This window comes from Pseudomonas sp. UMAB-08 (assembly GCF_900095225.1).
Taxonomy (GTDB): Bacteria; Pseudomonadota; Gammaproteobacteria; order Pseudomonadales; family Pseudomonadaceae; genus Aquipseudomonas.
Genome location: NZ_LT607417.1, coordinates 45,540 through 67,185, shown reverse-complemented (window position 1 = coordinate 67,185; position 21,646 = coordinate 45,540). Strand labels below are relative to the sequence as shown.

At 58.4% G+C, this 21,646-nt stretch carries 21 protein-coding genes; 8 read left to right on the top strand and 13 right to left on the bottom strand.

From position 1 onward, the window contains the following. Positions 1 to 173: 173 nt before the first annotated feature. From K0F75_RS08245 to K0F75_RS25645, 4 genes are all read left to right on the top strand, one after another. Entirely contained in the window at positions 174 to 578 is a 405-nt protein-coding gene (locus K0F75_RS08245; protein WP_219061387.1) for a TraR/DksA C4-type zinc finger protein, read from the top strand. Between the two features lie 131 nt (positions 579 to 709). Continuing rightward, positions 710 to 2,407 carry a methyl-accepting chemotaxis protein gene (locus K0F75_RS08240; protein ID WP_374028617.1) on the top strand — a complete coding sequence of 566 codons (1,698 nt, stop codon included), beginning with the start codon at positions 710 to 712 and terminating at the stop codon, positions 2,405 to 2,407. 321 nt (positions 2,408 to 2,728) lie between these two features. Next, complete coding sequence (locus K0F75_RS08235; protein WP_219061385.1) at positions 2,729 to 4,207, top strand: DUF2235 domain-containing protein; 1,479 nt, start codon at positions 2,729 to 2,731, stop codon at positions 4,205 to 4,207. Positions 4,208 to 4,373: 166 nt separating this feature from the next. Further along, positions 4,374 to 4,562: a hypothetical protein gene (locus tag K0F75_RS25645; protein ID WP_257604284.1), complete on the top strand. Its 189-nt coding sequence runs from the start codon at positions 4,374 to 4,376 to the stop codon at positions 4,560 to 4,562. A gap of 25 nt (positions 4,563 to 4,587) precedes the next feature. On the opposite strand, the gene K0F75_RS08230 is transcribed toward K0F75_RS25645, so the two are convergent. Beyond that, on the bottom strand, positions 4,588 to 4,824 hold the full coding sequence (locus K0F75_RS08230) for a DUF2789 domain-containing protein (RefSeq protein WP_219061384.1): 237 nt from the start codon (positions 4,822 to 4,824) through the stop codon (positions 4,588 to 4,590). A gap of 205 nt (positions 4,825 to 5,029) precedes the next feature. Next, on the bottom strand, positions 5,030 to 5,260 hold the full coding sequence (locus K0F75_RS08225; RefSeq protein WP_219061383.1) for a hypothetical protein: 231 nt from the start codon (positions 5,258 to 5,260) through the stop codon (positions 5,030 to 5,032). A 537-nt stretch (positions 5,261 to 5,797) separates the two neighbouring features. Between K0F75_RS08225 and K0F75_RS08220 the strand changes: the two genes are divergently transcribed. Further along, positions 5,798 to 6,265, top strand: coding sequence for a hypothetical protein (locus tag K0F75_RS08220; protein WP_219061382.1), 468 nt, complete (start codon positions 5,798 to 5,800; stop codon positions 6,263 to 6,265). A gap of 327 nt (positions 6,266 to 6,592) precedes the next feature. Here K0F75_RS08220 and K0F75_RS08215 read toward each other — a convergent pair whose 3' ends face one another. The 7 genes from K0F75_RS08215 to K0F75_RS08185 form a co-directional block, all read right to left on the bottom strand. Continuing rightward, positions 6,593 to 6,970, bottom strand: a complete 378-nt coding sequence (locus tag K0F75_RS08215) for a Na+/H+ antiporter subunit G (RefSeq protein ID WP_219061381.1) — start codon at positions 6,968 to 6,970, stop codon at positions 6,593 to 6,595. Beyond that, entirely contained in the window at positions 6,967 to 7,245 is a 279-nt protein-coding gene (locus K0F75_RS08210; RefSeq protein ID WP_219061380.1) for a K+/H+ antiporter subunit F, read from the bottom strand. Before K0F75_RS08210 ends, K0F75_RS08215 begins: the two co-directional genes overlap by 4 nt. Further along, positions 7,242 to 7,730 carry a Na+/H+ antiporter subunit E gene (locus tag K0F75_RS08205; protein ID WP_219061379.1) on the bottom strand — a complete coding sequence of 163 codons (489 nt, stop codon included), beginning with the start codon at positions 7,728 to 7,730 and terminating at the stop codon, positions 7,242 to 7,244. The genes K0F75_RS08210 and K0F75_RS08205 overlap by 4 nt, the downstream gene beginning before the upstream one ends. Then, positions 7,727 to 9,403 (bottom strand): monovalent cation/H+ antiporter subunit D, encoded by a 1,677-nt coding sequence (locus tag K0F75_RS08200; RefSeq protein ID WP_219061378.1) that lies wholly within the window; start codon positions 9,401 to 9,403, stop codon positions 7,727 to 7,729. Before K0F75_RS08200 ends, K0F75_RS08205 begins: the two co-directional genes overlap by 4 nt. Next, on the bottom strand, positions 9,400 to 9,744 hold the full coding sequence (locus tag K0F75_RS08195; protein WP_219061377.1) for a Na+/H+ antiporter subunit C: 345 nt from the start codon (positions 9,742 to 9,744) through the stop codon (positions 9,400 to 9,402). The genes K0F75_RS08200 and K0F75_RS08195 overlap by 4 nt, the downstream gene beginning before the upstream one ends. Next, complete coding sequence (locus tag K0F75_RS08190) at positions 9,744 to 12,662, bottom strand: monovalent cation/H+ antiporter subunit A (protein WP_219061376.1); 2,919 nt, start codon at positions 12,660 to 12,662, stop codon at positions 9,744 to 9,746. Before K0F75_RS08190 ends, K0F75_RS08195 begins: the two co-directional genes overlap by 1 nt. A 193-nt stretch (positions 12,663 to 12,855) precedes the next feature. Next, complete coding sequence (locus K0F75_RS08185) at positions 12,856 to 13,782, bottom strand: DMT family transporter (protein ID WP_219061375.1); 927 nt, start codon at positions 13,780 to 13,782, stop codon at positions 12,856 to 12,858. A gap of 103 nt (positions 13,783 to 13,885) precedes the next feature. Here K0F75_RS08185 and K0F75_RS08180 point away from each other — a divergent pair, with 103 nt between their 5' ends. Beyond that, complete coding sequence (locus K0F75_RS08180; protein ID WP_219061374.1) at positions 13,886 to 14,449, top strand: helix-turn-helix domain-containing protein; 564 nt, start codon at positions 13,886 to 13,888, stop codon at positions 14,447 to 14,449. A gap of 198 nt (positions 14,450 to 14,647) precedes the next feature. Continuing rightward, entirely contained in the window at positions 14,648 to 16,087 is a 1,440-nt protein-coding gene (locus K0F75_RS08175) for an FAD/NAD(P)-binding protein (protein WP_219061373.1), read from the top strand. An 86-nt stretch (positions 16,088 to 16,173) separates the two neighbouring features. On the opposite strand, the gene K0F75_RS08170 is transcribed toward K0F75_RS08175, so the two are convergent. From K0F75_RS08170 to ssuD, 4 genes are all read right to left on the bottom strand, one after another. Beyond that, a complete protein-coding gene (locus tag K0F75_RS08170) occupies positions 16,174 to 16,608 on the bottom strand; it encodes a hypothetical protein (protein ID WP_219061372.1) in 435 nt (144 codons plus the stop codon). 266 nt (positions 16,609 to 16,874) lie between these two features. Continuing rightward, positions 16,875 to 17,981, bottom strand: a complete 1,107-nt coding sequence (locus K0F75_RS08165; protein WP_374028616.1) for a sigma-54 interaction domain-containing protein — start codon at positions 17,979 to 17,981, stop codon at positions 16,875 to 16,877. 8 nt (positions 17,982 to 17,989) lie between these two features. Continuing rightward, positions 17,990 to 19,222: an acyl-CoA dehydrogenase family protein gene (locus K0F75_RS08160; RefSeq protein ID WP_219061370.1), complete on the bottom strand. Its 1,233-nt coding sequence runs from the start codon at positions 19,220 to 19,222 to the stop codon at positions 17,990 to 17,992. Positions 19,223 to 19,293: 71 nt separating this feature from the next. Beyond that, positions 19,294 to 20,433, bottom strand: coding sequence for an FMNH2-dependent alkanesulfonate monooxygenase (gene ssuD, locus K0F75_RS08155; RefSeq protein ID WP_219061369.1), 1,140 nt, complete (start codon positions 20,431 to 20,433; stop codon positions 19,294 to 19,296). Between the two features lie 598 nt (positions 20,434 to 21,031). On the opposite strand from ssuD, the gene K0F75_RS25640 reads away from it, so the two are divergent. Next, positions 21,032 to 21,646 (top strand): serine hydrolase (locus tag K0F75_RS25640; protein ID WP_257604283.1); only part of this gene is annotated, 615 nt, incomplete at its 3' end.

The window sequence follows — 21,646 nt, the reverse complement described above, 5'->3', positions numbered from 1 at the left end:
GACTAGTTGAGCAAATTCGCGTCAATTATGTTGCTGAGTCAACACGCCGGCCTTAGACTGCCGCCCCTCATAAATTGAGTGTCAGGTGGCCCTTGGAGACGATGGCGCTTTTTCGGCAACGCTGAACCGCTCCTTAATTCGCCTTAATGCACGTATTTTTTATAGAGAAATCAATGACAAAGGACAAGTTGCTGGCGATGCCGGCCGATGACTACATGAATGCCGAGCAGCACGCTTTCTTCGTCGAGCTGCTGCAAGGCATGAAAGTCGAGATCCATGCGCGAATCGAGCAGAGTCGTATCGCTATCGAAAGCCTGGACACGCCTTCCGACCCTGCTGATGCGGCGTCGGTCGAAGAAGAGCGCCACTGGTTGGTCAACGTGATCGATCGTGATCAGCGCATGCTTCCTCAGCTGGAAATGGCCCTTGAACGAATTGGCAACGACAGCTTTGGCTGGTGCGAAGACAGCGGCGAGGCGATTGGCCTCAAGCGCCTGCTGATCAGCCCGACCACTAAGTACTGCATCGAAGCTCAAGAACGTCACGAGCAAATCGACAAGCACCAGCGTCAGGCCTGATCGGCTCTGGCGTTTGCTTTATAGGGGCATTCAAATGCCCCGGTAGAGTTGCGCCTGGTGTTCTATCCGTCTGAGCACGTCTTCACCCGTTAAATATTACCTGTCGATCTAGCACTAACGACTCATGGCTAATGGTTGTTGTCTGGCGTTTAATGCAGACAAATAACGATAAGTACAGGTGGGTGATAAACATGGCTGGAGACGGACTTCTCGTAGGGACGCTTGCGTCGCAGGCTCAGTCCCCTGAACTGCCCCCCCTCAAAAAATCACCCTGGCTCGCACCGTTATTGCAGAGTCTGGCGCTGTGCCTGTTGTTGCTGGCGATGGCCTTTAGCGGTTTGTCGGTCTACGTGTGCTTGCCAGTGGCGGTGTTGCTGATCTGGCTGCCGCGCTTGCTGACCCGTCAGCCTTCTTCGGTCGTGGCCCAGAGCAGCGGCACCGATATCGCCCAACTGACCCGCGACTTGTCCCGCACCACCAGCCATAACGCGCTCTCTGCGGCAGGCGTGGCCTTTTCCGTACGCCAGCTGGCGGCCAGGATTCAGTCGCAGCTCGATGCCGCTGAGCAGATTGTCAGCAGCGCCGACGTGATGATCACTACCGAGCAGGCGACCTCCCAGCTCAGCCAGCAAGCGCTCACGGCGGCCAGCGAGGCCAGGCAGAGCAGTGATGCCGGACGCACCGTACTGGCTGAATCCATCACCCGTATGCACCAACTGAGCAAGCGTGCCATTGGCAGCCGTGAGCTGATCGAAGCCCTCAGCCAGCGCAGCGAAGAAATTCAACGTGTCACCCTGGTTATTCAGTCGATTGCCAGTCAGACCAATCTGCTCGCGCTCAATGCCGCCATCGAAGCTGCCCGTGCGGGCGAGCACGGGCGTGGCTTTGCCGTGGTCGCTGATGAGGTGCGCGGTCTGGCCGGTCGTACCGCCAGTGCCACTGAGGAAGTCGGGCAGATGGTGGCTGACATTCAGCAGCGCACCGGACAAGTGGTCGAGCAGATCCGACAGCTGTCCACTGATCTGGACAGCGGCGTGGAGCAGGTCGAACACACCGGCAAGCATTTGGAAAACATTGCTCGCCTGGCGGCCGGTGTAGAGGCACAAGTCAACGGGATTGCTGCGGGTGCACAGAACAATCAGGAGCAACTGAGCGGATTGTTTACCGCTGTCGAGCAAATGCGCAGTGATTTGGCGATCAGTGACGAGCAGACGCGGCAACTGGCCAGCGCCGCGGTGCAGATGGAGGGACAGGCAGAGAGCATCAGTGAGCGCCTGGCTCAGGTCGGGCTGGACGATTATCACCAGCGTATCTATGACCTCGCCCGCGAAGGTGCCCGCCAGATAGCCGCGCAATTCGAAGCCGATATCGAGCAGAACCGCATCAGCGTCGAGGACCTGTTCGATCGCAGTTATCAATTGATTCCCAAGACGTCGCCGAGCAAGTTCCAGACGCGATTTGATCGTTATACCGATCAGGTGCTACCGTCGATCCAGGAGCCGATTTTGCCGAGCCACGAGGGTCTGGTCTTTGCCATTGCCTGTACGCAGCAAGGCTACGTACCGACGCATAACAAGGTGTTCAGCCAGCCGTTGACCGGTGACATCAAGCTCGACACGGTGCAGAACCGCACCAAGCGCAAGTTCGATGACCGCACGGGCATTCGTTGTGGCAGCCATCAACAGCCGGTACTGCTGCAAACCTACACCCGCGATACCGGCGAACTGATGCACGACCTGTCGGTGCCGATCATGGTCAAGGGGCGTCATTGGGGTGGCCTGCGCCTGGGCTACAAACCCGAAGGTCTGCCGCAACCCAAGCGCGGGTAGGGCCTTTCCGAATATTCAGGCGATTCCACCTCCCAAGGGCCGGGAATCGCCCTCGAAATATGTCTGCCGCCGATGATGGGTTTTTGATGGCTTCATTCAAATGAATGCAGTCGTTACGTCGTTTAATCGGCTTTATTCGTCTGCCTTGCAAGACTTATTAGTTAATTGACTCTCTAACTTCTTTGTTGTGTGTGGGACGATTCTGAAATCGCCTTGAGTGCCTTGACGCCTGTGTATGGCTGAGCAAGCTGTTTTAAATCAGAAGTGTTTATTGATTTAATCCGGCTGATTTTCAGCTGTGTCATACAGGGCGAAAATACCATGAGCGTGATAGAAGCAACCCAGCAGGCTGCGGGCAGCAGTGCCCCGGAAATGCGCCGTGTTACGCTGCGCATCGGTCTGTTTTTCGACGGGACAGGCAACAATCGGATCAATAGCCACATCGCAGCTCGTTGCCGTGCACAGGTCGTGATAAATAACGCACACATCAGTGAGTGCGCGGGGCGCCATACCCAGCCTGCCAGTAGCTACAGTAATGATCTAAGCAATGTGGCCCGGTTGTATGAGCTCTATTGTCGGCAGTCCAAAGTAAGGGCGACGAAGAATGGAGCGCGCGCGTGCTGGCCGATTTATATAAGCGGCATCGGCACAACGTCCGGGAAGTGCGATTCAGTGTGGGCTGGCCAAAGTTTCGGACGTGGCAGCACGGGTGTCATCGCGAAGGTTGCCAGGGGCGTTAAAAAGCTGGGTGCCGTGCTCGACGCTTTCAAGTCCGAGAACCCAGGGTGCGTTATCGAGGGGCTGGAGCTCGATCTTTTCGGCTTCAGTCGCGGTGCCGCAGCCGCCCGGCACTTTGCCAATGAAGTGTTGAAGCAGGCAAAAGGTGCCCTTGGCCCCTTACTCGACCAGAAACAAATCCCATGGAGTCCGGATTTCGCCTGGCATAACGCAAGCGTGAGATTGAAAGTGATCGGCTTGTTCGACACCGTCGCGGCCATGGGTAGTCTCAAAGATTGGGGTAATGTTCGGGACGCCGCGAACCGGGGGATCAATCTCTACCTGCCTCCAGGGTCGGCACAACAGGTGTTGCACCTGGTCGCTGGCGATGAGTTGCGGCGTAACTTCGCCTTGAACAGCATCGCCCCGGACTGGCCGAGGGAGGTCGTGGTGCCAGGGGCGCACTCGGACGTTGGCGGTGGCTATCATCCGCAGGTGTGGGAAAAGCTATTTCTGACCCGACCGCGCCGAAGCATCGTAAGCCTCGATACGAACTGCCACGCCAGCGCTGCCTGGCTGGAAAGTGAGTTGGATCTGCAGGCGATTGATGCCAGTCAATGGCTCGATCCTCTGGATGTGTGGGGGTCGTTGTGCGTCGAATGTTGTGAGAACTATCCCGGCGCAGGCAGTAACAAGGTCGGCGTTAAGGCGGTCTTGGCCGCGGTGAGTCTGGAGCGTCGCGTATTCGGTCATCTTTCCAGGGTCTATTTACGCGTGATGCACGCGCTGGCCTGTGCCGAGGGGGTGCCTCTGGGGCCGATACCGGACACCCCCGAGTTGAGGCTTGTACCCGAGTTGCACGTGGTTGCGCAAAAGCTGATTGCCTACGCAAAGGGCGGTCCCGACACGCTTGATGAAAGTGAACGGCGCATGTTGCGCCAGCGCTATATCCATCGTTCTGCTCACTGGAACGCCGCAGTCGGTAGTGGTGGCAGTCTGAGTGACGCCGTTTTCGTCCATGCGCCTCAGCCTGGCGGACGTGTTCATCACCCCCACGTCAGCCAGCCCGGTTATCCCCGATAAGGTATCCCCGATGAAGTATCAGCAAAGGGTTTGGCGAAGAGCCAGTCCTGGGGTTTTGTTACAGGTTATGTAACGAAGCTATGCGGGCGATAGCTTTTTCCCGACTGGGCAAGTCTCTATGATGGCGTCATCGTTAGGTTGCTTGTGAAGTCCGGGGAGAATGCTCATGCACAGCAAAGTCGATGTCGCCGTGATGATAGGTACAGGGGTTCCCCCTTCAATGCGTGCTCAGGGGCGTCGCGTTTGTTGGGTGGTCTTGCTCAACGGGGAGCGCCGAGGAACCGCTTTTTCCACCCGCAGCGAAGCCGAAGAGTGCCGCGCTGCATGGGCCGCTCAATTGTCGAAAGCGGCCTGATCGAGGTGTCGATGAGGCGTTGGTGCTACCTGGCCTGATGCAGCCGCTCATTGAGTTCATCCACAACGAGCGCCCATTCGGCGTCTTCGCGCAATTCTTCTTTCAGGAATCGCGCCTGTTGCGGTGTCCAGAAGTCGGCCTCGGAGAGCTTGATGTTTTCTGGCAGAAAGTGGCTGGAGACAAATGCATCGATACTGGCCGGGTCTGACTCAAGGCCCAGTTGTTCGAAGAGGGTGGCCAGCGTAGGCGTAGTCAATTCCATGTGATCTCCTCGACGGGAAAACCCCGTGCGGTGGTGGGCGCCGTTAATGCCGTTAATAAAACGGTGGCAACGTATCAGAGGCCAGCGCCCGGCAAGAGTTCGACGGGATAAGCGGGCAGTGACAGATTCTTCTCGTACTTGATCCTGAGCGCCGATGACCAGTAACGGTAACCGGCGAGTACTGGCCCCTCCCGACGGCAGTGAACTAGAGGCTCAAAGCACCTGCATCGACCGCTTCTTTCAAGGCTTTGGCAGCCTCTTCTGCGGCAGTCGCAGCGACATCCGCTGTTTTGAACCACCGGTCTTTTTCGACTTGGTGGTAGCTGATTGCGTTTTTTGCTTCTTTGGCGCGCATCACGATTACAGCCTGGAACTCACCGTCGACTTCCTTGGCTTCGCCCCAGATGAAGAACTCGCCAATATCAAATTCAATCACTATTACCTTCCCATGGATGACGAGTTACTACTCTACGGCACGCAGGCGTATCGTCTGTCTTTTTTTGATGTTGGCGAGTATGGCAGTTGTTGAGGTAGCCAGGCGGGGTTTAGTACTTATGATGACGAATGACAGGTTATCGGGGCCGGGCCCTAACGAGTGGATTTCTGTTTTTTGCGTCATCGCCGGACGAAAGGTATATACCCTGTAGGGGGGGCTAGCCGGTAGAATCGTGTTTTTATTCCTGACTTCGTTGCCTGCTATCCTCTGGCAACCGAAAACGTGATTTCCTGCAAGGCTGGACGCCCGGGTGGCGAGACGCCGAGTCGGTTATCCATTAATATTCTGTGCGGGGTTGTTGGCAGGCATCCGGGCTATAAGTTGACGATCCTCTTCGAAACGTCAGGGATGCTGGATCAAGGTCAGTCAATAATTTTTGTGCGACGAACAGGGACGGTAAATAGCTGTATCCACCCCGTTTTGTGTGGTGCTCGAACGTTGTCGGGCAAGATCATTTTCAAGTTAGAGGACTCTTCATTGGCAGTAAGTAATCTGGATATGCACGCATTATTCGTGCTTGGCGATCTTCGTGCCAAGCTGGTCAAGCAATTCCAATCCCGTTTTGTCTATGTCACCGAGCAAACCGCCGAAGGCATTTACATCGCTGAAATTGATACCGAAACCGCGTTGGTGGTAGACGATAAACCGCGTCTGGAACTCAAAGTAGGCGATCATTTTCGTGCAGCCGTATTGCCCAGCCGTGAAGGTGGCAAGTTCGAACTGAAGTTTCGCGATATCAAGTTGACCGTCTATGGTCTGGGTGATTACGCCTACGTTAATACACCCGACGGCCACGGTATTGTGTTCAAGGAAGGTCATGCCGTGGTCACGGTCTTTGCCGCCAACGAGCAGTTGCAAGGTACGTTGAGCAAGACCTTGAAAGCCGTTACCGGCAAAGCCGCGAAATGGCGCAAGGGTGAGCTGACATTCAAGGCCAGTGAATAACACGAGAACAAGACGCTACGGTTTGCCCGAGCGTGAACGCGCGTACACCTTATAAGGCAACCACTCGAAGCCGGGTTCCGACGAAAAGGAACCTCTACTCCGATCTGCTGACAGAGTATTTTGAAGCCTTGGCTTCTCGTGCTCAGGCGAAGCTGTTTCCGGAAAAGATTGATTCGAGCTGCACAAGCATGAGAGGGATTCGTGCGCTATTGGTCAGCCTCGGCGATATCGTCAAGGGCGCGACTGAAGGCTGGTGGGTACCCGCAGACATTACGACCAAGGTCAGCGCCAGCTTGAAATGAGGCGGTGCAGCTGACATACCGCGAATCAGCTGCCGTCCGGATCACCTTCGCTGCGATCGCCACTGACCTCTGGCGGTACGTCATCCCCCGCCATGCGTTTGCGGAACAGTCCGGTGCGGGCCAGCAGCAGGGTAGTGACCGGCACGGTGATAGACAGCAGTACCGGGATCAACCAGGCATGAATCACCGGTTCGGATTTAAGCGCCGAAAAATAGATGATCGACGCCAGCGCTACGCACCATGCGCCCAAGGTGGACGCCAGTGCGGGTGGGTGCATGCGCTGAAAGAAGTCTTTCATGCGCAGCAGACCGAGGGCGCCGGTCAGGGCGAACAGGCTGCTGGCGACTAATAGCGCCGCAGTGATGATCTCGACCCAGAACGGCAGCACGCTGAGCGAATTCATTCGATCACCTCGCCGCGCAGCAGGAACTTCGCCAGCGCGAAGGAGGCGACGAAGCCGAACAGGGCAATCAATAGCGCGGCTTCGAAGTACATGTCGCTGGCGTAGCGGATGCCCAGCACCAGCATCATCAACATGGCGATGATGTACAGGTAGTCCAGAGCGAGGACCCGATCCTGTGCGGACGGGCCCTTGAACAGCCGAATAGAGGTCAGCACCATCGCCAGCACGAAGATGAACAGGCTGAGCAAAATGGCGTTGGAGAGCAGGGCACTCATTGGAAAATCTCCATCAGCGGGCGTTCGTAACAGTGCTTGAAGTGCTCGATGAACTGCGCCTCATCGTTCAGATCGAACACATGCATCAGCAACACGCTACGGTCCAGCGCCAGTTCTGACCACACTGTGCCCGGAATGACCGTAGTGATCATCGACAAGGCCGCCAGGCCATTGGCATCACGCAGGTCAAGCGGCACTTTGACGAACGCTGAGCGGGGTGGTCGCCGTTTAGCGTTCCATACCGTCCAGCTCACGGCAATGTTCGATGACACCACGTCGCATCCCACCCGCAGGAACAATTTCAGCATCACGCCTGGCCTGCGAACCCGTACCGGCAGAGGGCGCAACGGCTTCATCAGTAGGGGGGCGAAAACCCCAAGCAATGCGCCGAGCAACAGATTACCGGGGCTGAGAGACAGATTCAGCACCAGCCACAGCGACCAGAGCGCCAGCGATAGCCACGGGGCCGGGAACAGACGCTTCATGGCTGCACCTTCTGGGCGGCGGTGGTTGGACCGGGCAGTGGGCGGGTGGCCATGACTGACAGCACGTATTGCTGCGGGTCATGCAGGGCCGCCGCAGTGTCCTGGGTGTAGCGCAGCAGCGGCTCGGCTTTGAACGTGAGCGCAATGCACAAGCCCAACAGGATCAGGATGGGCAGGCACTCATTGCGCCGCAGCGTGGGCGAAGGTCTCTCTCTCGGAGCCCAGAAACGCTGAATGCCGACGCGAGAAAAAGCGATCAGCGAGGCCAGCCCGGAGAAGATCAACAGGCTGATCAGCGCCCAACTGGGACCTGAAACCGATTCGTCCTTGGCCACATCCAGCCCGAGTGGATTGAGCAAGGCACTGAGCAACGTCAGCTTGCCAATAAAACCGGACAGAGGCGGCATGCCAATGATCAATAAGGCGCAAGCAATGAAGCTCAGCCCAAGGAACGCCATGGTTCTAGGAATCACCTGACCGACCACGGCTTTCTGTTCCTCATCGAGGTTTATACCCGGCAGTGGTTGCACCGATTGCACTGGGCGAGGCCGCTCCGCGTCTTCGAAGAGGGGAATTTCCTTGTCTGAGCGCGAGCGTTCTATCAGTTCGGCCAGCAGAAACAGGGCGCTCAGGGTCAGGGTCGAACTGACCAGATAGAACAGGGCGCCAGCGGTCAGGCTGGGTTGGGCAAAACCGATGGCCGACAGCAGGATACCTGCCGACACCAGAATGCTCAGACTGCCCAGGCGTTCCAGGCGTTGTGCGGCCAGAATCGCTACAGCGGCCGTGAAAATTGTCGCCATGCCACCATAGATCAGCCAGTCACCGCCAAAAAACGCTGAGGCGCCTGCTTGCCCGGAAAATAGCAGGGTCCAGAGCCGCAGCACGGTGTAGACACCGACTTTGGTCATGATCGCGAACATCGCTGCCACGGGCGCGCTGGCTGCCGAGTAGGCCGGCACCAGCCAGAAGTTCAGCGGCCACATGCCAGCTTTGGCCAGGAACGCCGTGGCAAGAATAGCGGCGCCGGCATGCAAAAGGCCGCGATCGGATTCGGGCACTAACGGGATCTTTATCGCCAGATCGGCCATGTTCAGGGTGCCGGTAACGCCATAAATCAGCGCCGCTCCAATCAGGAACAACGACGAGGCCACCAGGTTGATGGTGATGTAATGCAGCCCGGTCGAGACGCGTGCGCGTCCCGAACCGTGGAGCATCAGGCCATAAGACGCGGCCAGCAGCACCTCGAAGAACACGAACAGGTTGAACAGGTCGGCGGTCAGGAAGGCTCCGTAAAGGCCCAGCAGCTGGATCTGGAACAAGGCATGAAAGCTGGCGCCGGCCCGGTCCCAGCGCGCCAGGGCGAAGAGCAGGGCACAGACACCGATGATCCCGGTCAGCACCAGCATCAGCGCGGAAAGATGATCGACCACCAGCACGATGCCGAAGGGCGCTTCCCAGTTACCCGGCAGGTATACGCCGATGGAGCCCGTGGTACCTGCCTGCTGGACCCCTATCAATAAACTGATCGAGATCGCCAGCCCAAGTAAGGTGGAGAGCAGGTTGATTCGGGCTTTCAACGGACGATGCTTTTCGCCGAGCATCAACATCAGGGCGGCGGTCAGCAGGGGGAGCAGAATGGGGGCGACGATCAGTTGATTCATCAACGTCATTCTTTAGGCTCCCGACCATCCACGTGGTCGGTGCCGGTCAGGCCTCGCGAGGCCAGTAGCAGTACCAAAAACAGAGCGGTCATGGCGAAGCTGATGACAATCGCCGTCAAGACCAGGGCTTGCGGCAGGGGGTCGGTGTAATTGAGCAAGTCTTGCGGCACTCCGTCCTTGATGATCGGTTCCTTGCCGATAAACAGGCTGCCCATGCTGAAGATGAACAGGTTGACCCCGTAGGACAGCAAGCACAGGCCCATCACCACTTGAAAGGTTCGAGGTCGCAGGATCAGCCAGACGCCTGAGGCCACCAGTACACCGATGGCGATTGCGATGACTTCTTCCATCAGGCGGCTCCTTGCGTTGCTATGGGTTTGGGCAGCGAGGTCGGTCGATGGCTTCGCACCGATTGGTGAGCCAAGGCCGTGAGGATCAGCAGCGTCGATCCGACTACCACGGCGTACACGCCGATGTCGAAGAACAGCGCGCTGGCGAAGTGGATATCGCCCAGCAGTGGTAACTGCAAGTGCGCGGTATGGGTGGTCATGAACGGGTAGCCGAGTGCCATCGAACCCAGTCCGGTGAATATCGCAAAAAGCATCCCCGTGCCCATCCAGCGCAGTGGACGCAGACTCATTTGCGCCTCGACCCACTGCGTTCCTGCCACCATGTATTGAAGAATGAAGGCTACGGACATCACCAGCCCTGCGACGAATCCGCCGCCCGGCAAGTTGTGCCCGCGCATGAACAGGTACATCGACACCACGAAGGCAATCGGCAACAACAAGCGCACCAGCACGGCCGGCACCATCATGAAGCCCAATGCGGTGTCACTGGCGCTACGCGGATTAACCAGGTCGGTGACCACGTCACGCGCCAGCAAGCGCTGCTGAGCGGGCAGCGGGATGCTTTCCTTGGGGGGGCGGAAACGTCTTAACAACGCGAATATCGTCAGGGCGACGGCCGCCAATACAGTGATTTCGCCCAAGGTATCGAAGCCGCGGAAGTCCACCAGCATCACGTTCACCACGTTGCTGCCGCCGCCTTGAGGCAGCGCGCGGCTGAGATAGAACGAGGAAATCGTATTGGGCGTTGGCCGAGTCAGCATCGCATAAGACAGCAGCGCCATGCCGCCTCCGACCAGCACTGCCAGCAGCAAGTCACGCAGACGGCGTGCCCGAGCCTGGCTGAGAGTGCTCGGCAGTGGCGCGACGTTTTCGTTGCGTCGTGGCAGCCAGCGCAGGCCCAGCAGAATCAGCACGGTGGTGACCACCTCCACCACCAACTGGGTCAGGGCCAGGTCCGGGGCAGAGAACCAGACGAAGGTGATGCAGATCATCAATCCGCAGACGCTGACCATGGTCAGTGCCGCGAGACGGTGATATTTGGCCTGCCACGCAGCGCCGAGTGCGCAGGCAATCGCAATCAGCCACAGCGTCACGAACACCGCCGAGCCTGGAATTTTTGGTCGATCACCCCAGGTCAGGCCACTGTGGTAGAGCGGAATCAGTCCGCCAACGAAAGCGACCAGGACCAGCAGAAATAGCTGGGCCTGCAGGCGGCGGGTGCTGATCTTTCGCTCGAAACGCCGTGCGCAACGCACCATCAATACCAGGCTGCGCTCGAACAGATGCTTGCCATTGAGGCGGGAGACCAGGGGCGCACCGGTAAATCGCTCCTGTTTGAAGGCCGGGCGCAACAGCAGATACAGCACGATGCCGCCGACCATGGCCAGCAGGCTCATGATCATCGGCGTATTCCAGCCATGCCAGATCGCCAGGTTGTATTCGGGCAGCGTGCCCCCTACGACCGGCCGCGCGGCAGTGGCCAGCAGCGGGCCCACGGACTGCGCGGGGAAGATGCCGACGATCAGGCAAGCCAGCACCAGTAGTTCAACGGGTGCGCGCATCCAGCGTGGCGGTTCGTGAGGTGTATGGGGCAGGTCGGTGGCTTTCGGGCCGAAAAATACATCCACGGTAAAGCGCAGCGCATAGACAACGCTGAAGCTCCCGGCAATGGTCGCGATGACAGGCAGTGCCATCTCGACCCACGCGGTAGAGGAGATGAACACGGTCTCGGCGAAGAACATTTCCTTGGAAAGAAAGCCGTTCAGCAGCGGAATCCCGGCCATTGACGCACTGGCGACCATGGCCAGGGTGGCGGTATACGGCATCATCTTGATCAGGCCGCTGAGCCGCCGAATATCTCGGGTACCGCTTTCATGGTCGATGATCCCGGCGGCCATGAACAGCGAGGCCTTGAAGGTGGCGTGATTGAGAATATGGAACACTGCCGCCACGGCGGCCAACGGACTGTTCAGGCCAAGTAGCAGGGTGATCAGGCCCAGATGGCTGATCGTCGAGTAGGCCAGCAGGCCTTTGAGGTCGGTCTGGAAAATCGCTGTGTAGGCACCCAACAGCAACGTGCAGGCGCCGGCCCCGCCGACGATCCAGAACCATTCTTCAGTGCCCGACAATACCGGCCAGAATCGCGCCAGCAAAAATACCCCGGCCTTGACCATGGTCGCTGAGTGCAGGTAGGCCGAAACCGGGGTTGGTGCTGCCATGGCGTGGGGCAGCCAGAAGTGAAAAGGGAACTGCGCGCTCTTGCTCAAGGCGCCAATCAGTATCAACGGCAGCAACACCGGGTACAGGGCGTGGGCACGAATTTCGTCACCCGCCGCCAGCACTTTGTCCAGATCATAGCTGCCGACCACATGGCCGAGCAGCATGACCCCCACCAATAAGGCGAGGCCGCCAGCCCCGGTGACCACCAGCGCCATGTAGGCGCCTCGGCGGGCGTCGGCGCGATGGTGCCAGTAGCCGATCAGCAAGAAAGAGAAAAGACTGGTCAGCTCCCAGAAAAATACGATCTGGATCAGGTTGCCGGAGATCACCAGGCCCAGCATGGCGCCCATGAACGCGAGGAAAAAGGCGAAAAAGCGCGGCACCGGGTCATCAGGCGACATGTAATAACGCGCATACAAGGACACCAGCGCTCCGATGCCCAACACCAGCATGGAAAACAGCCAGGCAAAACCATCCATTCGCAGAACGAAGTTCAGACCCAGGCTGGGTAACCAGAAGAATTCCTGGCGAATCACGCCGCCGTCAGCGATCTGCGGGTACCACAGGGCGACCTGGACCGCGCCTATCAGACTCACGAGGCCTGCCAGGATGGATTCAGCGTTACGCGCATTGTGCGGCAAAAGGGCCGCGAGACAGCTGCCGATAAAAGGCAAAAGCAGTAGAACTATCAGGGACATAGGCTTCTAATCTGCTGGGAATTATCTGGAATCATACGTGGCAGGTCGCAGATCACCAACCCGCAAGCTGTGGCAGAATCCTACAAAGGCTGCAGGCAAGGGTAGTTGGGGACCCGGTTTTGCGAGGGATTTGTTGTGACGGGCCGGTCGTTTTCGTGCCCTGAGGCTGTCCGTTAGCTCGGTGTTATTGGACTCAATCCGCCTCGCTCAATGCCTCACCTCGACCTTTTTCTTCTTCCACTGCCGCCTTGGCCCGCACTTTAAGCTCGCTGACAATCACCCCTGCAACGATTAACGCCGCACCGAGCAAGGCGATGGCGGGTAAGCGTTCACCGGCCAGACGTCCGGCAATTCCGGCCCACACGGGCTCACCGGCATAGATCACGGTGGCACGGGTGGGCGAAACGGTTTTCTGCGCCCAGTTCATTGCGACTTGAATCGCCGCGCTCGCAGCCCCGAGGCCCACCGCGCTGATCACCAACAACCAGGAGAACGGCGGGAGCGGCTCTCCGGTCGGGACGACCATCAGAAACGACAACACCGAGGCGGTTGCCAGTTGCACCACAGTCACTCGCCGAACATCGACTTTGCCGGCGTAGGCGCCGATCAGAATAATTTCGCCGGCAATCGCCACCGCACTGACCACGGTGGCTATTTCACCGGGGCTGAAATTCAGCGAGGCGCCATTAGGCCCGGACAACAGCATCAACCCGGCAAAGGCCAGGCCAATGCCCAGACTTGGCATCAAACCCGGACGACGTCCCAGCACCAGCCATTGCAACAACGGTACGAAAGGCACATACAACGCGGTGATAAAGGCAGACTGGCTACTGGGAATAGTTTGCAGGCCGATGGTTTGCAGGCCATAGCCGAGCATGATCGACACACCGATGAAGACCCCGGCCTTGAACTCGAGCAGCGTCAGGTCGCGTAGAATTCGCAGGGAAAAAAGGGCCACGATGCTCGCGGCGGCGGCGAACCGCAGTCCGACGAAAAACAGCGGTCCACTGGAAGTCAGTGCATGCTGCACCAGCAGAAACGTCCCGCCCCAGATCACGGTGATCAGGATCAATACAGCTTCTGCTTTACTGATTCGTGGCGTCAGGCGGGTAGACTTCATGGTGTTCACCGGGCTATTGGGGCTTGCGTGTGACAAGGGTGAGACGCAGAATGCGTCGAAAGTGGGCAGTATACTGCGCAAATCGAATCAGGCGAGCAATATAGTGCACAAAGACATCGCTCAGAGAGCCCCGGTGCTACAACACGTCAGTCAGAATGTGCGCCGTTTACGCAATGCCGCAGACCTTAGTCAGAGTGCCTTGGCAGAGAAATCCGGGGTGAGCCGCAGAATGCTGGTGGCGATAGAGGCGGGCGAGAAAAACGTCAGCCTGGCAACCCTTGATCGGGTCGCCGATGCGCTGGACGTGGCGTTCAGTGATTTGATCCAGGCCCCGGATGTGCGCGATCCCAGCCGCATCAACGAGGTCGCGTGGGCGGGGCTGATCCCTGGCAGCAAAGCAGTGCTTTTGGCAAAGGCCGTGGCCAAGCGCGAAGTCGAATTGTGGGAGTTTTGCCTGGAGCCGGGTGAAGTCTATGCGTCGGAAGCCGACCCCGAAGGCTGGAGTGAGCAGGTCTATGTGTTCGAAGGTTGCTTGAGCATCGGTTTGACCGATACCGTCCACCGCGTAGAACGCGGCGAGTTCTACATGTTCGCCAGCAGTCAGGCCCATACCTACCGAAACGATGGACCGGTGGCTGTGCGGTTTGTGCGCAACGTGGTGCTGTGAGCCGTCCACGGAGGAGGGGTGATGGCTTGCGAACTGTTCGCCCATCAACAGCGTTTGAACACTGTGTAGGTTTGCTGGACTTTTTCACCGCCTGATTGCAGCCAAGGCCAAGAAAAGCGGTCATTTTTAATCAGGCATGCCCTGTGCAAGGTATGTGGCAGACATCACTTTTTGCTGCGCTTTTTGAAGGATAGGGGAATGACCGAGTCGCATTCAGGGCAGGCGATTTCTGCCGTCCGTACAGCCGATATTTTAATTGTAGGTGGCGGCCTGAGCGGCAGCATGTTGGCCGCGCAATTATTGAGACTGCCAGGTAAACGACGGATTTTGATTGTCGAGTCGCGCAGTGAACTGGGACGTGGCGAGGCCTACAGCGCGACTGAATTGGGCCACACCCTCAATGGCAACGCTGCACGCATGGGTGTCGATCCCGACAACCCTGATGACCTGACCCAATGGCTGGGCGACTACATTGCGGCTGGCGGCTGGCCGGAGTCTGCCGAGCAACACGTACCCGTGGCAGAGCTGTTCCCGCCACGGGGTATTTTTGGTCTGTATGTGCAGCAACGATTGGCGGACGCGCGGGTGCTCGGCGCGCCATACGGATCTAGCCTGGAACATGTGCACAGCGAAGCAACTGATCTGGAAAGCAGTGACGCGGGTGTGCGTATCACCCTGAGCGATGGCAGCCAATTGCAGGGCACGTTCGCGGTGCTGGCCACAGGCATGTTCCCTGCTGCGCGCACCCCGCAACGTGAGTCCAGCGGGCTTAATGCCGCGTCTGTCGATCCTTGGGATGTCGACGCCATGCGCCAGCTCGATCCTCTGGCAAACGTACTGATCATCGGCTCGGGCTTGACCATGGTCGATGCATTGGTGTCCTTGCAACAAGCCGGGCATCGCGGGCCGATCGACGTATTTTCCCGTCACGGCCTGTTGCCCCACGTCCGCCGCCAGCCGCCGGTGTGGGTGGATTTTCTGGCCGAAGATCACAGTATTCGCAGCACGCGGCAGTTACTGCGCAAGGTTCGCGAGCAATGCGAACAAGCCATTGCTGACGGGATTGATTGGCAGGCGCCGCTGGACACGGTTCGCGCGCACATTGGCCGTCTTTGGTCCCAGGCCAGCGATGTGCAGCGTCGACAATTCGTTCGCCATGTGCGGCCATGGTGGGAAAGTCATCACCATCGTTCACCGCCGCCAAGTGCAGCATTGCTGGCGCGACGTGTGGAGGAGGGACGGCTGACCATCCACGCCGCATCATTGCAGGGGGTGGAAGTGCTGCCGACAGGGCAGGTACAGATTCGCATCCGTCGTCGCGGAGAATCTGAGTCGTCGCACGTCATTGGCGATGCCTTGATTAACTCCACGGGCATCGAATACGACTGGCGTCGGGTGGACCGTGCATTGCCCAGGCAGCTTTTGGCGCGGGGCCTTGTCCGCCCAGGTCCGCTGGCGCTTGGGATTGCCGCGCAGCCCGGTGGTGCGTTGCTCGATGCGCAAGGGAACGTCTCATCGCGACTGTTCGCCATGGGCCCGCCGCTGCGCGGAATGTGGTGGGAAAGTACGGCAGTGACCGACGTTGCCAGTCAGGCCAAAGCCTTGGCGGAGCGATTGGCTTCGCTGGATAAACACTGACTCATAAAAAACGCCGCTCAGCGGATACGTGCTGAGCGGCGTTCGTTCACGTCACTGGGGTTCAATCCAGAGCGAGCGAGCAGTCCTTAGCGGATGCTGTTGATGCTGCCTTTGTTACCAGTAACCTTGACGTTGACCTTCTTGAACAGGAAGTAGTCTTCAACGTTGACTTCGTAGCGAGGTGCGACGATCAGGTCGGAACCGGAGCTTTTCACAGCTTTGAACGCGGCGGCAGCTTTCACTGCGGAGATCGGGTCAGGCAGGCCGATTGCGGAACCGCCCGCACCACCGTAAGTAACGCCATCAGCGAACTGGGTATCGCCACCCACGCTCAGCCAGCCGAACAGGATCGTGGTAGACGATTCGCCGCTGATTTGTTCCCCGACTTTCACATCGGCTTTCAGGTCAGCGGTGACCGAGCCAGCGATCGGCGCGGTTGGCTGGCTCATGTTATAGCTCACGCAGCCGCTGGTTGTTGCGATCAGGGTGGCGACAGCGGCAGCAAGGTATAACTTCTTCATGTTTGGTGACTCCTGGTGGTTAGTGCTCGGGCATAAATAAGCCGGCGCAACCATAACGGGAGTCGATCCCTGAATCTGTCAGACGCTTCCTGCATAGAAGAAGGGTTTGTGACTAGGTTTAGTAGGGGATTTCGTACGGTAGTAAATAGTTAGTATTTTTCCCCGGAAATGCTGGGTTTGAGCGGTTGAAGAGACTTTTTTCTGATCCAAACGCTACGGTCCTACACCTTTTTAATCCCGTTCCGTGCCAGACACCCGATTGGCGTTCAGATGGACAGCTGGAGCACACGATCCCCTGTCGTCTGTTCAGTGGGACGCCGTTTGTTCACTGCCAGCTCGCCAATCTTGATCAACCGGGTCCGCGTGACGTTGCGGCTCAACCCGAGCAGGTTGGCGGTGTGCACCTGGTTGTAATGGCTGAAGCGATAGGCCGCGCGCAAGAGGGCGTCTTCGACTTTTTCGTGCAGGGCGCCCGCTTGCTCTTCGAACAGGGTCTGGAACGCTCGCGTCAGCAGCGCCTCGGCGGAGTCGTCAACAGGCGCCGTATCATCCAGGCGCTCGATGCGCATGTTCGACAGGCGCAGATCGTCGTGCTGGATCAACCCGTTGCGGCAGATGAGCAGGGTGTGGTGGATGACGTTTTCCAGTTCGCGGATATTGCCTGGCCAGCTGTAGCTCCTGAGTTTGTGTTCGGCTTCTGCGCTGATGCTGATCGGGCCGTAACCCAGGCGCTTGCTATAGACCTCGATGAAGTGCCGGGTCAATGGCAGGATATCGCCGGGACGCTCGCGCAGCGGACTCAACTCCAGGCTGACCACGTCCAGCCGGTAATACAGATCCTCGCGAAAATGCCCTGCATTGATGGCTTTCTCCAGCTGCACGTTGGTGGCCGCCAGGACCCGCACATCAATGGGGATGCTTTTGCGTGAGCCCAGGCGCACCACTTCACGCTCCTGCAACACCCGGAGCAGTTTTACCTGGATAGGCATTGGTAGATCGCCGATCTCATCAAGGAACAGCGTGCCGCCATTGGCCTCTTCAAACCAGCCGGCTTTAGCGCTGAGGGCGCCGGTGAAGGCACCTTTTTCGTGACCGAACAACTCAGCCTCGACCAGCGATTCGGAAAAGGCTCCGCAGTTGACCGCCACGAAGGGGCGATTGCGCCGGGCACTGAGGTTATGGATATGGCGCGCGACCAGCTCCTTGCCGGTGCCGGTTTCGCCGATGATCAACACACTGGCTTCACTGGGCGCGACCTGCTGCACATGCGCCAACAGGGCCTGGGATTTTGGATCTTCGAAGACCTGGGCGGTGGCCCGGATCGACGTCGCCAAGGCTGGAGATGGGGGTAAGGTCAGAAGCTGCATGGGCATCTCTATCACTATGAGTAGAAGGTCGGGACAGGCAGAGATCGGTTCAATGCCCAGTCACCCAGTTCGTGGAGTTTGTAATCCACAGGATCGTGCAAGGTCTGAGTGCGCAGATTGCGCCAATGCCGGTCGAGTCGCAGGGACGCGTGGGTCGAGCGCGCCCCCGTTACCTCGAACAGCTTGCTACACAGCTCAAGGCCTTGGCGGGTGGCGGCGACTTTTGCGGTGGCGATCGCTGTTGCCAGATTGCCGCGCTCCTCGCTGCTCAGATCCGGGCCTTTGGCCCAAGCGACATCGAGCAATTCGGCGGCCCGTTCTACCAGCAACCGCACACCTTCCAGCGCTACCCAGAATTCCCCGTAGTGTGCCAACACATAAGGGTCCTGGCGGATGTCCTCGGCAGTGGATTTGAACCAGGTGCGGGTTTCGGTGAGGGTGTATTGCCGCGCTTCATTGAAGGCTCCCTCGGCGATACCGAGAAACATATGGGTGAACGTCAGTTGCGCGATCAGTGGACGCAAGCAGGCGAAGGGCGTGCTCAAAGGGCCGGGATCAAGGAGCAATTCCGACTCGTCGACCCGCACCCGCTCAAAGCTGGCACTGCCACTGTCGGTCTGACGCTGGCCCATGTTGTTCCAGTCTTTATGCAGGGTGATACCGCTGCGTCCGCTGGGGATGGCGGCGATCAGCAACTTGCCGCCCGCTGTTTCGTCCACGGCCGAAGCGATCAGCATTTGTGAATCACTGGCCCCGGAGCAGAAGCTTTTTTTGCCGGAGAATTCCCGCCAGCCGTTGAATGTTTTGACGACAGTGCGCGTGTCCAGCGGGTTGAGGGCATTGCCCCAGAACCAGTTTTTGCGCGCGGTTTGCTCGAACCAGGGCTGCCATTGTTCCGGCTTGGCGAACAGGCGCACGGTGGCCAACATCAAATGATGGAAACCGAAGACGTGAGCGATGGAGCTGTCGACCTTGGCGAACTCGCGAACGACGTTCAAGGTTTCACTCCAGCGCCCACCTAGCCCGCCATATTGACGAGGAATGCTTAACGCCAGCAGGCCGCTTTCGCGCAGCGCGTCGCGCTCGACTTTAGGGGTACCACCCCGTTCATCGCGCTCGGCAGCGGTTTCGGCAAATTGTGCAGCCAGTTTTTGGGCTGTCTGCAAGGGCGTGGACGGGGCGCTTGGCGGCTTGGCAGTCACACGGGTTTCCTCAATGATGAATGCAGGGTCGGACGGGCGGGTCATGCACCCCCCCGATCCTGTTCAGGCTGTGTGAGCAGGCTTACCTGCGAAAACGGTATGTCAGGCGCAACCGATCACTTGGCCTGAGGCGGCAAGTCATTGGCGATCATTTCGCCAAACGGACCGGTCAGGTTGGTGATCCCGCGACCGGCCAGGCTCGCGTAGGGCTCGGGCAGCAGCGGGAATACCAACTCGGCAAAACGATAGGCTTCTTCCAAGTGTGGATAACCGGAGAAGATGAAACTCTCGATCCCCAGGTCCGCATACTCTTTGATCCGTGCCGCGACCTCTTGTGGATTGCCCACCAGCGCGGTGCCAGCCCCGCCACGAACCAGGCCGACACCGGCCCACAGGTTCGGTGCGATTTCCAGATTATCCCGGCGCCCGTCGTGCAGCGCCGCCATGCGCCGTTGGCCCTCGGAGTCGAAGCGTGAAAACGACTTCTGCGCGGCCGCGATGGTTTCGTCACTGATGTGTTCGATCAGGGTATCGGCGGCTTTCCAGGCCTCTTCGCTGGTTTCACGCACAATCACATGCAGACGAATACCGAAACGCACGGTGCGTCCCTTGCGTGCGGCCCGTTCGCGAACGTCAGCGATCTTCTCGGCGACGGCGGCGGGTGGCTCGCCCCATGTCAGGTAGACATCCACCTGGTCGGCGGCCAGTTCGTGAGCGGCCTCGGAAGATCCACCGAAGTACAGCGGCGGGTAAGGTTTCTGAATCGGTGGGTACAGCGCTTTGGCGTTCTGCACGCGCAAGTGCTTGCCTTCAAAATCCACGGCTTCGCCTTGCAGAACGCGACGCCAGATGTGCAGAAACTCGTCGGTGACTTCGTAGCGCTCGCTGTGATCGAGATAGATACCGTCGCCACGGTTTTCATCCGGGTCGCCGCCAGTCACCACGTTAATCAACAGTCGGCCACCGGACAGTCGATCCAGGGTTGCTGCCATCCGCGCGGACACGGTCGGCGAGATGATGCCGGGACGGATGGCCACTAGATACTTCAGGCGCTCGGTCAATGGCACCAGCGCCGAGGCGATGACCCAGGAGTCTTCGCAAGAGCGACCGGTGGGGATCAGTACCCCGTGATAACCCAGGTCATCCGCTGCCTGGGCCACTTGTTTGAGGTAATTCAGGGTGACGGGGCGGGCGCCTTTGGTGGTGCCCAGGTAATGGCCGTCGCCGTGAGTAGGGAGGAACCAGAAAACATCCATGACAAATCCTTCAAACAATGTGCAGCCAATTTTTTATGGACGCCGAACAGCGGTACGGCGCGTTATGCAGTAGGGCAAAAAAAGCGGTGTCTCAATCGGTAATGAAGTTCACGGGCTCTGAGCAAGAGCTGTACCAAAGAACACCCCCTCGTATTCACACCTTGGGCAGCGCTGGCTAACGTCAGTCATCTGTTCACTGGCAACGCTTTTGTTGAATGACTGTTGTCGGGTAAACAGTTGCTGGGCCAACACTGCGTCGAGTCAGTGCTAGTTATAAAGCCTCTGAGTTATTCCGCAAAAGAACCTAATTCCATATTTTTATAACTTTTTTATATATGTGAGTCCTGTGCTCAGGGCCCTGCAAGGCTTGCAGTGCTACGCGGGGCTTCGGATATCGGCTGCGAGGCCCGACACGCTTAAGGCACCGTCATAGGCGCGCACGTAGACGCATCAATGCAACTGATGGCATGGGACATGGTTTGTGTTTGATCATCGAAAAAGGTACTTCAGTACCGAGAGTCGTCAAACGGCGGTTATGGAGAAACTCAGCCCTGTGATAATTTTCGCCGTCCAATAAAAACCCCCAAAGGACGATCGAATGCACTCAAATGGAAGACTGTGCGCACCGTTTCTCTTTCTTGCCTGCGCGGCTTTGTTCGGCACCTCCGCAGCTGCGGATACGGAAAAGCCAGATATCGACAACCTCGTGCAAGACGCCGCCCAGTCGGTCATGCAGCAGTACAAGATTCCCGGCCTGGCTATTGCAGTTACCGCTAATGGTAAGCAAAGCTTCTACAACTACGGGGTGGCCTCCAGGGAAACCGGGCAAAAGGTCACCCGCGATACGCTGTTCGAGATCGGAACGATCAGCAAAACGTTCACGGCGACCCTGGCCACTTACGCTCAGGTCAACGGTCGGCTTGCACTCAGCGACAACCCCGGCAAGTATCTGCCGCAGCTCCGGGGCAGCCAGTTGGACAAGGTGACGCTGATCAACTTGGGGACTCATACGGCGGGAGGTTTTCCCCTTCAGGTCCCTGATGACGTCCAGAACAACGAGCAGTTGATGGACTACTTCAGGTCTTGGCAGCCCTCATTCGCCCCTGGCACCCACAGGACTTACGCCAACCCCAGTATCGGCTTGCTTGGGATGATTGCGGCCAAGAGCATGAACATTCCCTTCGATGAGGCTCTTGAGACCCAACTCTTTCCG

Coding starts and splice junctions, on each gene's coding strand:
- K0F75_RS08210 (WP_219061380.1), bottom strand. CDS start 7,245: ATGAGTGCCCTGCTCTCCAACGCCATTTTGCTCAGCCTGTTCATCTTC.
- K0F75_RS08205 (WP_219061379.1), bottom strand. CDS start 7,730: ATGAAGCGTCTGTTCCCGGCCCCGTGGCTATCGCTGGCGCTCTGGTCG.
- K0F75_RS08185 (WP_219061375.1), bottom strand. CDS start 13,782: ATGAAGTCTACCCGCCTGACGCCACGAATCAGTAAAGCAGAAGCTGTA.
- K0F75_RS08165 (WP_374028616.1), bottom strand. CDS start 17,981: ATGCCCATGCAGCTTCTGACCTTACCCCCATCTCCAGCCTTGGCGACG.
- K0F75_RS08240 (WP_374028617.1), top strand. CDS start 710: ATGGTTGTTGTCTGGCGTTTAATGCAGACAAATAACGATAAGTACAGG.
- K0F75_RS08190 (WP_219061376.1), bottom strand. CDS start 12,662: ATGTCCCTGATAGTTCTACTGCTTTTGCCTTTTATCGGCAGCTGTCTC.
- K0F75_RS25645 (WP_257604284.1), top strand. CDS start 4,374: ATGCACAGCAAAGTCGATGTCGCCGTGATGATAGGTACAGGGGTTCCC.
- K0F75_RS08160 (WP_219061370.1), bottom strand. CDS start 19,222: ATGACCCGCCCGTCCGACCCTGCATTCATCATTGAGGAAACCCGTGTG.
- K0F75_RS08175 (WP_219061373.1), top strand. CDS start 14,648: ATGACCGAGTCGCATTCAGGGCAGGCGATTTCTGCCGTCCGTACAGCC.
- K0F75_RS08195 (WP_219061377.1), bottom strand. CDS start 9,744: ATGGAAGAAGTCATCGCAATCGCCATCGGTGTACTGGTGGCCTCAGGC.
- K0F75_RS08245 (WP_219061387.1), top strand. CDS start 174: ATGACAAAGGACAAGTTGCTGGCGATGCCGGCCGATGACTACATGAAT.
- K0F75_RS08170 (WP_219061372.1), bottom strand. CDS start 16,608: ATGAAGAAGTTATACCTTGCTGCCGCTGTCGCCACCCTGATCGCAACA.
- ssuD (WP_219061369.1), bottom strand. CDS start 20,433: ATGGATGTTTTCTGGTTCCTCCCTACTCACGGCGACGGCCATTACCTG.
- K0F75_RS08215 (WP_219061381.1), bottom strand. CDS start 6,970: ATGAATTCGCTCAGCGTGCTGCCGTTCTGGGTCGAGATCATCACTGCG.
- K0F75_RS08200 (WP_219061378.1), bottom strand. CDS start 9,403: ATGACGTTGATGAATCAACTGATCGTCGCCCCCATTCTGCTCCCCCTG.
- K0F75_RS08230 (WP_219061384.1), bottom strand. CDS start 4,824: ATGGAATTGACTACGCCTACGCTGGCCACCCTCTTCGAACAACTGGGC.
- K0F75_RS08235 (WP_219061385.1), top strand. CDS start 2,729: ATGAGCGTGATAGAAGCAACCCAGCAGGCTGCGGGCAGCAGTGCCCCG.